General features: G+C 64.6%; 11 protein-coding genes. 7 read left to right on the plus strand and 4 right to left on the minus strand.

The window, feature by feature from the left end; genetic code table 11:
* Positions 1-10: 10 nt before the first annotated feature.
* Together ACXDF8_RS05165 and sucB are read right to left on the minus strand one after the other, a co-directional pair.
* Positions 11-931, minus strand: coding sequence for a TIGR01777 family oxidoreductase (locus ACXDF8_RS05165; RefSeq protein ID WP_457222177.1), 921 nt, complete (start codon positions 929-931; stop codon positions 11-13).
* Positions 932-936: 5 nt separating this feature from the next.
* A complete protein-coding gene (sucB, locus tag ACXDF8_RS05170) occupies positions 937-2658 on the minus strand; it encodes a 2-oxoglutarate dehydrogenase, E2 component, dihydrolipoamide succinyltransferase (protein WP_457222178.1) in 1722 nt (573 codons plus the stop codon).
* A gap of 148 nt (positions 2659-2806) precedes the next feature.
* Here sucB and ACXDF8_RS05175 point away from each other — a divergent pair, with 148 nt between their 5' ends.
* Together ACXDF8_RS05175 and ACXDF8_RS05180 are read left to right on the plus strand one after the other, a co-directional pair.
* Complete coding sequence (locus tag ACXDF8_RS05175; protein ID WP_457222179.1) at positions 2807-3151, plus strand: oxidoreductase; 345 nt, start codon at positions 2807-2809, stop codon at positions 3149-3151.
* Between the two features lie 119 nt (positions 3152-3270).
* Complete coding sequence (locus tag ACXDF8_RS05180; RefSeq protein WP_457222180.1) at positions 3271-5025, plus strand: SDR family oxidoreductase; 1755 nt, start codon at positions 3271-3273, stop codon at positions 5023-5025.
* 104 nt (positions 5026-5129) lie between these two features.
* Here ACXDF8_RS05180 and ACXDF8_RS05185 read toward each other — a convergent pair whose 3' ends face one another.
* Positions 5130-5567, minus strand: a complete 438-nt coding sequence (locus ACXDF8_RS05185) for a MarR family winged helix-turn-helix transcriptional regulator (RefSeq protein WP_457222181.1) — start codon at positions 5565-5567, stop codon at positions 5130-5132.
* A gap of 129 nt (positions 5568-5696) precedes the next feature.
* Between ACXDF8_RS05185 and ACXDF8_RS05190 the strand changes: the two genes are divergently transcribed.
* The 4 genes from ACXDF8_RS05190 (at position 5697) to ACXDF8_RS05205 (ending at position 10702) form a co-directional block, all read left to right on the plus strand.
* Positions 5697-7199 carry an FAD-dependent monooxygenase gene (locus ACXDF8_RS05190; RefSeq protein ID WP_457222182.1) on the plus strand — a complete coding sequence of 501 codons (1503 nt, stop codon included), beginning with the start codon at positions 5697-5699 and terminating at the stop codon, positions 7197-7199.
* Positions 7196-8200, plus strand: coding sequence for an IS481 family transposase (locus ACXDF8_RS05195; RefSeq protein WP_457222183.1), 1005 nt, complete (start codon positions 7196-7198; stop codon positions 8198-8200). The genes ACXDF8_RS05190 and ACXDF8_RS05195 overlap by 4 nt, the downstream gene beginning before the upstream one ends.
* Positions 8201-8498: 298 nt before the next feature.
* On the plus strand, positions 8499-9527 hold the full coding sequence (locus tag ACXDF8_RS05200; protein ID WP_457222184.1) for a 3-oxoacyl-ACP synthase III family protein: 1029 nt from the start codon (positions 8499-8501) through the stop codon (positions 9525-9527).
* Between the two features lie 77 nt (positions 9528-9604).
* The gene (locus ACXDF8_RS05205) at positions 9605-10702 is read left to right on the plus strand and encodes a sulfotransferase family protein (RefSeq protein ID WP_457222185.1); all 1098 of its coding nucleotides are present in this window, start codon (positions 9605-9607) and stop codon (positions 10700-10702) included.
* 17 nt (positions 10703-10719) lie between these two features.
* On the opposite strand, the gene ACXDF8_RS05210 is transcribed toward ACXDF8_RS05205, so the two are convergent.
* A complete protein-coding gene (locus tag ACXDF8_RS05210) occupies positions 10720-11478 on the minus strand; it encodes a hypothetical protein (RefSeq protein ID WP_457222186.1) in 759 nt (252 codons plus the stop codon).
* On the opposite strand from ACXDF8_RS05210, the gene ACXDF8_RS05215 reads away from it, so the two are divergent.
* Positions 11471-12799: a hypothetical protein gene (locus ACXDF8_RS05215; protein ID WP_457222187.1), complete on the plus strand. Its 1329-nt coding sequence runs from the start codon at positions 11471-11473 to the stop codon at positions 12797-12799. The two genes, ACXDF8_RS05210 and ACXDF8_RS05215, sit on opposite strands and share 8 nt — an antisense overlap.

Here is a 12799-nt window from a genome sequence, read left to right on the forward strand (position 1 = left end):
ATCGACGGTACTACCCCTGCGTCGACGCGGTGGCGTAGACCAGGGCCTCGCCGATGGTGTTGTGGTGGAACACGAACCCGGCCCGTTCCAGGGCGGCGGGAATGGCCCGCTGACCGCCGAGCAGACCCTCGTCGGCGAACTCGCCGAGCAGGGTGCGCAACGCGAACCCGGGCACCAGCCACGGTGTGGGTCGGTTGAGCGCTCGGCCCAACGCGGCAGTGAATTCGGAATTGGTCACCGGCGCCGGCCCGGTGTAGTTCACCGGTCCGGACAGGTCGTCGTTGCTGATCGCGAACAGCAGCGCCCGGATCTCGTCCTCGAGGCTGATCCACGGCATGTACTGCCGCCCGGAACCCAGCCGGCCGCCCAGGCCCACCGCGAACAGCGGCCGCAACCGGCCCAGGACACCGCCGCCGGGGGACAGGACCAGGCCGGTGCGTGCCAGCACCACCCGCACGCCGGCGTCCTCGGCGGGCAGGGTTGCCGCCTCCCAGTCCACACACAGCTGGGGCAGGAAACCCCTTCCGGCGGAGGCGGTTTCGTCGACCACCCGGGTGCCGGTGTCGCCGTAGAAGCCGACCGCGCTCGCGTTGATCAGCACCGGTACGCCGGCGTCGACGACTGCCGTGGAGATCACGTCGGTGGGTGTGATGCGGCTGTCGCGCAGGCTCTGCTTGAACGCGCCGGACCAGCGCTTCTCGCCGACGTTGACACCGCACAGGTTGATCACGGCGTCGACACCCTCCAGGCCGGCCGGATCGAACTCGCCGCTGTCGGGATTCCAATGCAACTCGTCGCTGCTTGCCGGCGCACGGCGCACGATCCGCAGCACCCGGTGGTCGGCGGCACGCAGCGCCGAGACCAGCGCGGACCCGATCAGGCCCGAAGATCCGGCGATCGCGACGGCGAGCCCGCTTACTGGCTGGCCCATGCCGGTCAGAGGCCGAGGTCGGCCTCGAACGCCCCGTCTTCGAGCCGGCGCTTCACGGTGGTCAGGAACCTACCGGCGTCCGCGCCGTCGATCAGTCGGTGGTCGTAGGTCAGCGGCAGGTAGCAGATGGACCGCACACCGATGGACTCGTTGCCGAACTCGTCGACGATGACCCGCGGACGCTTCACGATCGCGCCGGTGCCCAGCATCGCCGCCTGCGGCGGCACCAGGATCGGAGTGTCGAACAGGGCGCCCTGGCTGCCGATATTGGTGATCGTGAAGGTGCCGCCGGACAGCTCGTCGGGCTTGAGATCGCCCGAGCGCGCCCGGCCGGCGATGTCGTTGATAGCGCGGGCCAAGCCGGCCAGCGACAGATCACCGGCGTTGTGGATCACGGGGGAGAGCAGACCCTGCTCGGTGTCGACGGCGAACCCGAGGTGCTCGGCGTCGTAGTAGGTGATCTCTTTGGTGTCCTCGTTGTAGCTGGCATTGACGTTGGGGTGCGCCTTGAGTGCGTCGATCACTGCGCGCGTGATGAACGGCAGGTAGGTCAGGTTCACCCCTTCGCGCTCGGCAAAGTCGTTCTTGGCCCGCGCCCGCAGCGCCACGATCTTGGTCATGTCGACCTCGTGGGTCTGCGTCAGCTGCGCGGTGGCCTGCAGCGACTCGCGGGTTTTCTTCGCCGTCAGCTGGCGGATGCGGTTGGCCTTTTGCGTCGTCCCGCGCAGATGCGCCAGCGGCGAGGGGCCTGCTGCTGCGGCGGGCGCCGGGGCTGGCGCGGCCGGGGCTGCTGCCGCAGCGGCTGGTGCTGCGGGAGCCTTCTTGGCGGCATCCCTGGCCTCGACAGCGGCAAGTACATCCTGCTTGCGGATCCGGCCGCCCACGCCGGTGCCCTTGACAGCGGCAAGGTCGATTCCGTTCTCGGTGGCCAACTTTCGCACCAACGGCGTGACGTAGGGGCTGCCGTCGGCGGCGCCGGCCGGCTCAGTCTCGGCTGCCGGGGCGGGCGCCGGCTGGGGCTCGGGCCTGGGTTCGGGTTTCGGTTCCGGTTTCGGTTCGGCCTTGGGCTCGGGTTTCGGTTCTGGCTTGGGTTCGGGGGCGGGCTCCGCCGCGGCACCGGCATCGCCGATCTTGGCGAGTTCACCGCCGACGGCGACCGTGTCGTCCTCCGCGGCGGTGATGCTGACCAGGGTCCCGGCGACCGGCGAGGGGATCTCCGTATCGACCTTGTCGGTGGAGACCTCTACAAGCGGCTCGTCGACGGCAACCGAATCGCCGACCTTCTTCAGCCACCGGGTGACGGTCCCTTCGGTGACCGACTCACCGAGTTCGGGCATCAACACCGAAGTAGCCGACCCGGACGCCGCGGGAGCCGGCGGTGCGGACTCCGGTTCGGGCTCGGGCTCGGGTTCTATCTCTTCGGCGGCCGGCTCGGGCTGGGCGGCCGGCTCCTCGGCGGCAGGAGCGGGCGTCGACTCCGCCGCCTCACCTGCCTCGCCGATCACGGCGAGTTCGCCGCCGACCTCGACGGTGTCGTCTTCCTGCGCGACGATCTTGGTCAGCACGCCGGATGCCGGCGAAGGTATCTCCGTGTCGACCTTGTCGGTCGAGACCTCCAGCAGCGGCTCGTCGACCTCGACGGTATCGCCCTCTTGCTTGAGCCACCGGGTGACGGTCCCCTCGGTAACGCTCTCACCGAGTGCCGGCATCTGGACGGAGACGGCCATTGTGTTGACTCCCTCGAACTCGAATGGCTGGTCGTGCGGGTCGTCTCTCCATCCTGTCATCACCCGGGCACTCGCATGCACTCAGGGCGACGTGTGTTTTCTCTGGCACCATCGAGTGGAAAGCTACGCGGAGAGGAGTTCGTCGGAGTTGGGGCTGTTCGATAGGTTGCTGCCTGGTCGCCGAGGCGAATCCGACGCGGCCGCAGATCAGAGGCACCTGCGCGAGTGGGCGGCTCAGCGCACCGGGGTCGAGGCATTCGTCGAGCCCAAGACCAGCGTGACGCCCATGACCATCGTGCTGGTGGCGGCCGATGGCGAGTGGACGCGGCGGCCCGCCGGCGGCGCTTCCGGGGCGAGGCGCCTCGGCGAACAGCTCGGGATTCCGGTCTATGACGTGCAGAAAGTCGGGTATCCGCAACGGATGCGTGACCACGATGCCCGGCGCAGGATCGAACGTCGCCGTGCGCTGCGCGAGGAGCTCGACGAGCGCTGAATCGCGCCTTGACACCCATTGGCTCCCCGAGGCAGGGTCAAAAACGTTCGGTACCAACGGTATGAGCTACTCATCGTCACAGTTACTGATGGGGCTAGCCGGTGTCTTGGAGGGTTCGGATGACTACGCACCATGTCGGGAGCAGCGACGGAACCCGTCTCGCGGTCTACGAGGAGGGCAATCCCGACGGCCCGACTATCGTCCTCGTCCACGGGTGGCCCGATTCGCACGTGCTGTGGGACGGCGTCGTGCCACTGCTGACCGAGAAGTTCCGCGTCATCCGCTACGACAACCGCGGCGCCGGCGCTTCCTCGGCGCCCAAGGGTGTGTCGGCCTACCACCTGACTCGCCTCGCCGATGACTTCGCCGCAGTCATCGCCGAGCTGTCCCCGGGCCGGCCGGTGCACGTCATCGGACACGACTGGGGGTCATCGACGGTGTGGGAGTATCTGACCCGACCGGTCGCTACCGACACGGTCGCATCGTTCACGTCGATCTCCGGTCCCGACGCCGACCATCTGAGCCGCTATGTCCGTGACGGTCTTTCGAATCCCTTGCGGCCGCGGCGATTTGCGAAAGCGCTCGCCCAGGCCGCGCACCTGAGCTATATGATGAGCTTCTCCATCCCGGTGCTCATGCCGTTGGCCATGCGGGCATTCCTGGCGGGGGTGGTCCGGGCGGTGTTCATCGCCCCCGGCATTCCGCCTTCGCGCATGCGCCACGGGGACACCTACGTTTCCGATGCGGCCAACGGGCTGAAGATCTACCGCGCCAACTTCTTTCGCTCACTGCTGAGGGTGAAGGGCAACCGGTACGTCTCGGTTCCCGTCCAGCTGATCGTCAACACCGCGGACAAATTCGTACGCCCCTACGTATACGACGACACCGCGCGCTGGGCACCCCGGTTGTGGCGCCGCGACATTCGGGCCGGGCACTGGTCGCCGATGTCGCATCCCGAAGTAATCGCCACCGCTACGGCCGAGCTGGCAACCCACCTCGGCGGCGGGGCCCCAGCCCGCGCGCTACTGCGTGCCGAAGTGGGTCGGCGCCGAAAAGCGTTCGGCGACATGCTTGTATCGGTTACCGGTGCGGGAAGTGGAATTGGCCGCGAAACCGCGCTGGCGTTCGCCCGTGAGGGCGCCGAGGTGATCGTCAGCGACATCGACGAGGCCGCGGTCAAGGAGACGGCCGCCCGGATCGGCTCCGACGGCGGTGTGGCACATCCGCACGTAGTGGACGTCGCCGACGCCGAGGCCGTCGAGCGGTTCGCCGGCGAGGTGTGCGAGAGCTACGGCGTACCCGACATCGTGGTCAACAACGCCGGCATCGGGGTCGCGGGTGCATTCCTGGACACGCCGCCCGAGCAGTTCGACCGGGTACTCGACGTCAACCTTGGGGGGGTGGTCAACGGCTGCCGGTCTTTCGCCCGGCGCATGGTGGACCGGGGAACCGGCGGGCACATCGTCAACGTCGCCTCCATGGCGGCGTACGTGCCCCTGCAGTCGCTTAACGCCTACTGCACGTCCAAGGCTGCGGTGTACATGTTCTCCGACTGTCTGCGGGCCGAACTCGACGCCGCCGGAATCGGATTGACCACCATCTGCCCCGGGATCGTCGACACCAACATCGTGTCGACCACCCAGCTGCACGCGCCCGATGGCAAGGGCTCCGCGGTGCCGGGCCGGCGCGCGCAGCTGGAGAAAATGTTCAGGCTGCGCCGGTACGGGCCGGAGAAAGTAGCCGGTGCGATCGTCTCGGCGGTACAGAAGAACAAACCGATCCGCCCGGTCACGCCCGAGGCGTACCTGCTCTACGGCACCTCGCGGGTCCTGCCGCAGGCGCTGCGCAGCACCGCCCGTGGCAAGGTCGTCTAGCTGTTGCGGGTCATGACGTTGTTGGCAGTTGATTGAACGAGCCGAACCGGAGGTGGTCCGGTTATGTGGCTTGTGATGGATACCGCAGCGCCAGGATCGAGGCGCTAGCCCATCAAATTGTTGCGCGCGTTCCTAGACACGCGATCGAGGAGATCAGCTAACGCCTGCCGTTCGTCTGGTGCCAGGCCGCCGAGAAGCACGTCTTCGGCCTGCCGCAGCGCCTTGCTTCCTCCACGAAGGGCCGATTTCGCGGTGGGCGTGGGGAAGACCTGCAAAATCTTTCCGTGCACGGGATGAGGACGGCGCTCGACTAGTCCTTGGTCTTCGAGCTTGCCGACTGCGTGGGCAATGCTCTGGGGCCGCACTTGAGCACGCCGGGCGAGCTCTGCGGTCGACACGCCAGGATCGTCAACGACCATCCGGAGTGTCCCGAGGAGCGTGCTCGACAAGCCACAGGCAGACAGGGCGTGGTCTATCGCCCGATCCACCACATTCTCGGTGCGCCATAACCGGCGAGAGAACGAATCGTCCGGGCCTGTCATGTGTCTTCCTGCCATCTCAGATTATTGCCGTGATCATAACAGCGTCCTGTGAACACAGTCGCGAACAAATATGACAGCGTGCTGTTAACATGACAGTAAACTGTTAACCCGCGGGGTTGAGGAGTCGAGATGAACGCGTGCGAAGTGCTTGTGGTCGGCGCCGGACCGACAGGTCTGATGCTGGCTGCTGAGTTGAACCTTGCCGGTGTCGACGTGGTGATCGTGGATCGTCGGCTCGAGCGCAATCCGCTTTCGCGGGCCGGGTGGATTCAGCCGCGGATCGCCGACATTCTGTGGCAAAGGGGCTTGTTGGCTGAAGTGCTGAGCTCTGGACACTACGAGCCGTCGACGCTGGCCCACTTTGCGGGCATCCCCGTCGACCTCGGCGACTGGATCGACAACCAACCAGCCTGGCCGGTGCCGCAGATTCACGTCGAGCGAGCCCTCGAGGAGCACCTGGCCGACCGCGGGGTCCACGTACATCGTGGCCACGCATTGGAACAACTGACGCAAGCCGAGACTCATTGCGACGTAACCATCAGCACCGACGTGGGACGACGGTACGCGCTGGGCCCCCTGTATGTCGTTGGCGCCGACGGCGCCCACAGCAGCACCCGACGTCTTGCAGACGTGAACTTCCCCGGTCGCCCAGCCGATGCCACCGGCATCATTGCTGACGTGCGACTATCCATGTCTGAGCCGCTACAGCGCTTCACCCAAGGACTGGACGGTCGGTGGGCGCTCGCCTTCCCCCTCGACGACCAGGTGCTACGTGTGGTCGTCGCGGGAGGTGAAGACAAGATAGACCGCGACACGGTGGTTACGGGCGATGCGCTGACGACCGCGCTCACCGAAATCTTCGGCGTACCAACACGTGTCGAAGAGTGTCTGTACAGCACCGTCATCGACAACGCTGCACGCCAGATCGAGAACTACCGACACCGTCGCCTGCTGTTCGCCGGAGATGCCGCACATATTCATCTGCCCATGGGTGGCCAAGGGATGAATCTCGGCATCGGCGACGCCCACAATCTCGGATGGAAGCTGGCCGCCACCGTCCAGCACACCGCGCCACCGACACTTCTCGATTCCTATAACGCCGAACGGCATCCGATTGGCGTCGACGTCCTGGACAACACCCGCGCCCAAGGCGTCCTCCTCGACTGGGCACCCACACGGCACCCAGACGGACCTGCGCTGCGGTCCCTCTTCGCCGCTCTGGCCAAGACCCCTGACGGTCAGCACGTGCTCGCCGGGATTCTCAGTGGTCAAGCAACACGCTACGGTCGCTCCGACACTGACGTCATCGGCCGCCCCGCTCCCAATGCGGACCTGTCCCACGGGTACGGCCGCATTCACGATCACCTCGGTACAGGTCAAGCTGTATTCATCGGCACCGACGACGCGTTGGCCCGCACGGCTCAACTCTGGGGTGCACGCGTCGAGCACCTCGACGCACACATCATGACGAACCACAGGCAACGGCACGCCTCGCAAACACTGGTGCGGCCCGACGGATACGTCGCATGGACCGCCAACTTCGACGCCCCCGATTCAGTCGAACAGTCCCTCACCGCTGCACTACACCAATGGCTGGGCGCACCTGCCGTCAACGACACGGTGGAGCTGTGACCCACCGCAACGCACCACTATCCATCGAAGGCCGTCGGAGGCTCATTCAGCGCTGCCAGTCACGACCCATCGCGCACGTCGCCGCCGAAATGGGAATCTCCCGCTCGTGTGCGTCCAAATGGGTCAATCGGTTTCGTCGATACGGCGAGCTGGGTTTGTACGACCGCTCCTCAACGCCGCACCACCAACCTACCGCCACCTCGGCTTCTGCCGTCGAGATCATCGAAGCTCTGCGCCGCGAACGAAAGTGGTCCGCATCGCGCATCAGCCACGAACTTCTGATCCGACACGAAGTGGCAGTCAGCCGCCGCACAGTGTCACGGATACTGCTCGACCTCGGACTGAACCGCCGCCGCTTCATCGACCCCAGTGGAGAAACGAACCGTACGGCAAGACCAATCAACGCCAGCCGACCAGGTCACATGGTTCACATTGACGTCAAAAAGGTGGGCCGGATCCCAGACGGCGGCGGATGGCGTGCGCACGGCCGCGGGAGTCCACAGGCCAAAGCCGTCGCTGCCGCCACTAGGCGCGGCACAAAGGCCGGATACGTCTATCTGCACTCCGCCGTCGACGGATACTCCCGACTCGCTTATACCGAAGCCCTGCCCGATGAACGGGCCACGACCGCAATATCATTCGTGCACCGAGCACGGGTGTGGTTCGCCGCTCACGGCATTCAACACATCGAAAGAATCGTCACCGACAACGGACCCTGCTACCGAGCCAGTGACTTCAGCCGGGTGCTCCACGGTGCCCGCCATCAACGGATAACTCCATACACCCCACGTCATAACGGGAAAGTAGAACGCTACAACCGCATCCTGGCCGAAGAGTTCCTCTACGCCCGCACATGGACCTCAGAACAACAACGCACCGACGCGCTCAAAATCTGGAACCTCCACTTCAACTACCACCGGCCCCATGGAGCCCGCGGCGGACAACCTCCAGCTCAAGGTCTGGCAAGACACGTAACAAACGTCGTGTCCTCGTACACCTAGCGCGTTTTGCGGCACTTGCCCGACGGCTGGACCGATCGCTCATACCCGGCTCACATATAAGCCACAGCTGAGTCACATCGATTGATCAGTAAAATTCCGCTCGTGCGAAAATTTATCTCCAAGGTGACTCACTCATCTTCGAGATCAATTGCCGCCAGGGGGTTTTAGAAGCCAAGGCGTCCCACTTTTCATAATCGTCAGGACGAAAACGCTCAGTGACGCGGGTACTGCGACGGCGCTTGCACGCTCATCAGTGAATGCACACGCACCGCGATCGCGCGTCTAGGAGATACGTTTCATGAGTCTTCCATGTCTGTACATCTCGCGGCCCGCCACCGTCACTCCCGATGCGGCGGTCGACAACGAGACGGTGTTGTCCCGGGTGCGGGCCTCTTTCCGCGGCGCGGCGTCGGAATGGAGCGTGATCGAACAAGCCATTCGCTACGTCTTCGACCGATGTAATACCAAGACGCGCTACCTCGACAGCTACCCCGGGATGTCCCCCGGGCAGTTCGCCTCGCTCGCGGCGAACGCCTGCCTTCGGGAGAACGGCCTGGCACCCACCGATATCGACCTGCTGATTTATGGCGGAATTGCCCGCGATGCGTTCGAACCGGCGACGGCTGCAGAAGTAGCCGGACGCCTCGGCGCCAAGCCGCTTCACGCCATGGATGTCACCTGCGCCTGTGCCGGACTCATCGAGGCCCTGCACGTCGCCACCGGCTACTTTGCCCTGCACGACGAAGTCCAGACGGCGCTCATCTGCGCCGGTGAGCTAACGGGCGACCGGATCAACTACGACATGCAAACGATCGAGGATGTGGCGCTCGGCGCCGCCGGCCTGACGCTCGGGAACGCTGCCGCCGCATTCGTGGTCACCCGCACGGTGCTGCCACGGGGTGGCGCGCGGCTCGCGGCTCTGCGGCACACAACACTCAGCGAGCACTATGCACTCTGCAAGGCGCCGGTCGACGGGCACTTCATGTCGCAGTCGACCGAACTGTTCGCGCTTGCCAAACATGCGGCCCCCGAGGTCCGCCGTCTGCTTGCCGAGATCGGGTGGACTCCGCAGGAGGTTGATCACTATGCCTTCCACCAGCCCAGCGAGGCGTTGGTGGAGCGAGTTCTCAACGAACTCGGCGCGCGACCCCAGGCGTGCGTGCACACCCACTCGTTATACGGCAACACAGCGAGCACCTCGTCGGTCCTCGCGCTCGACTACCGCCTCAAACACGGCACCGTGGAGCCCGGCGACAAGATCGTCCTCGCAACTGCCGCGGCCGGATTCACCATTGTGAGCGCCGCTGCTACGTGGGAAGCGGCATGAGAAGCCACTATCTGCGGCTCTACCGAGTCATCAGGACGACATTCGGGTTCAGACTGCGCCCGCTGGGAGCGTTTGCGATGCTCCAGGTGCGGCAGGCGGTCTCCGCGACGACCCTGGGCCTGGACAATCTCGTCTACCCGCGCTACCGCAGGCAGCCGATCGACCGACCGATCTTCATCATCGGCAACCCCCGCAGCGGCACTACATTCCTGCACCGACTGCTGTTGGGTGCCGGTGGGATGGCCGCCTTCGAACTGTGGGAGATGCTCTTCCCGGCGATCACGGCACGCAAGCTGCTCGGCCGCGTGGTCCCGCGCCTGGACCGGCTTTCACCGGCGCGCTATCACTCTTCGGACATCCATGACACAAGTCTTCGCGGTATCGAGACAGACGATGTGGCGTGGTTCTTCCGTACCCTCGACGGGCCATTCGCATGGGCGTATTTCCTTGCCTGGCAGGATACTTGGGGAAGCGCGCAGTCGCGCCGCGCACTTGGTATCGAAGGCGTGACCCAACGCGATAGCGAGCGCTTCTTCGGCTACTACGAGGCGTGCTGGCGACGGAACCTGACGTACAAACGCTGCAGTCGCATCTTGGCCAAAACGAGCATGCTCACCTTCCGGCTGGAGGAGGTGCTGGAGCGCTATCCCGACTGCAAGCTCGTCTACATCATCCGCGATCCGGTCGAAGTCATCCCGTCCGGTATGTCGCTGCTGGCGAGCGTGCTTGAGAACGGGTACGACGTCTGGAACCGCACACGGGACGACGACCAGCAGCGGTGGATCGAGAACCTCTATCAGGCTTCCTGCGACATGCTCAGAGCGTTTCATCAGGCGCAGTCGTCCGGCTCCATCCCGGAACGCAACCTCTGCGTGGTCCGCTACACCGACCTCCTGCAGGATCTCGAGCCGACGATCGAACGCATCCTCGACTTCCTCGAGATCGAGCCCTCAGCGCAGTTCCGTGAGGAAGTCCGCGCGCAGGCCGAGCGGCAGCGCAGCTACAAGAGTCGTCACCATCATGCGCCGGATCAATTCGGTATCAGCCCCGACCGCATCCGCAAAGACCTCGGATTCGTCTACACCGCTTACGACCTGCCGGGTGGGCCGGCGGATATGTCCGCGAAATCGGTTGGCGGCGAAGCCGACATCTCTGTGTCTACTCAAAGCGGCTAGAAGATGAGCGCCGCACGCTATGTCGGGGGTGTAGGGGGACTCGCGGTCATCTGCGGTATGAGCATGGGAGCCTTGACGACCTGCTGGGTCGCCTCGGCCGACGCGGGCTCCGCGGATTCGTCCAAGTCGTCGACGAGCAACTCGGCGACTGGTGGCAGCGCGCGCACACGGTCAGCTGGGACCACGCAGTCCTCGACGTCGTCCACGTCTGCGTCCACGTCTTCAAGCACGTCTTTAACCGCGTCTTCATCGACGACGCGGTCGACCGCGTCAACCGGGCACAGCGCCCGTGGGGTCACGACCGGCACCACCGACTCGACAGGTAGTACCAGCCAGACGACAGCCTCGACCGACGACACGGCGGCGTCGGAGACCGCCGAGACGGAGACCGCGGCAACAACCACAACCGCGGCAACAACGACAACCGCGGCGGCGGCGTCGGAGACAACAACCGCGACAACGGCGACCGAGACCGCGGCAACGACCACGGCGACCGCTGCAGCGGCGACCGAGACTGCGACCAGCGCGACCGCGACGAGCTTGGCGGCGACCGTCGAGGCGATCCAGAAGAATTTGACCGCGACCGCGACCGTGATCCAGACGAATTTGACCGCGACCGCGACGGCGATCCAGACAAGTTTGACCGCGACCAAGTCGAATGTCACCGCGATCGCGGAGCTCGCCAGCCTCGCCTTTACCACTGTGCTCGAGGCCGCGTTCACCACGATCGTCTCCGTCGTCACCACTACGCAGAACAGCGTGTCGGGGGTGACCACGTCGCTCCAGCTGAACGGCTACACCCTGGTGCCGAGTTCCACCGAAGTGATCACTTCGTTTTACGGAATATGGACGTATCTGCCGGGTGCGCCGAGCCTGATTCAGGGAGAACAGTCTTTCGACGTCGTCGACCCGAGCACCGGTGAAACGGTGGGGAGCTTCGACGCCATCGTGAGTAGGGGCAACGGATACCCGTACACCGAAATCCTTGTCACCGCCAACGACGGAACCAACGTGGGTACCGGTGCCGGGCAAACTCCACCGGTCGGCTCAGTGATTGCCACCTTCAATGTCGCCGGCTGGGGCTGGACCTACACCTCGATGCCCACGGATTCCGGGGACGTGATCTCGTTCAAAATTGTGACGCCGTTCGGGAACATTTCCATTCCCCTGTCGTTCGACGCGGCAGCAGGGATCGCCGATCATACGGTGGACAATCGTGCCATTGATCTCGGCAACGGCTACACGATCGCTCCGGCAGATCCCGACGGCGAAACCATAACCGGGATAAGCGGAATTGTGCCCGGCTACACGACCGTTCAGGGTACGCAGGTATTCAATATCTACGATTCGGACGGCAATGTTGTGGGGAGCTTCGAGGGCGTCTTCACGGTGACGTCGGATATCACCGGCCTCTATACCGAGGCAATCCTGGTCACCTCCAACGATGGGATCAATGTCGGCACCGACGCGGGACAGGTCCCGCCGGTCGACACGGTGTACAACGTGATCTACGAGGGTTCCGACGACAATTACGTTCTGTACACCTCGATGCCCTCAGATTCAGGTGACGTCGTCTCGGTGATACGGGTGACTGCCGACGGGATCACCACGATCAAAGAGGACTATCTCGATGCGTCGTCCGAGCCGACAGGCCATTCGTTAACAACCCCCGGCGGCCTCGTCTTCGTTGCCGTTTCCGACCTGATCGTCAGCGGGGTGAACGGGCTCCCGCCCAGAGAAGTTCAAGTCCAGGGCTACCAGCAATTCAATATCTACGATTCGCTGGGCAACCTGCTCGGGACCGTCGATGCTGACGTGTCCACCCAATGGGACTGGCTCGGCATCTATAGCAAAGCGATCCTCATCACCGACGTCGTCGAGGGCGTCGACGTCCCGGGGATCGGTTCGATATTCAACTTCATCTACTTCGGAAACAGCGGATTCGGGGTCGCGTACTCGGTTGTCGCCGAGTCGTCGGGTGACGTGATCTCGTTCGGCATCATGACGCCCCTCGGCGATTTCACCATCTTCACGATCTATCGGAAGGACCCAGATCGTACGGCCGTCGACTTTTACGATCCCTACGAAACCGTTTGA

This window comes from Mycolicibacterium sp. CBM1, from assembly GCF_054073305.1.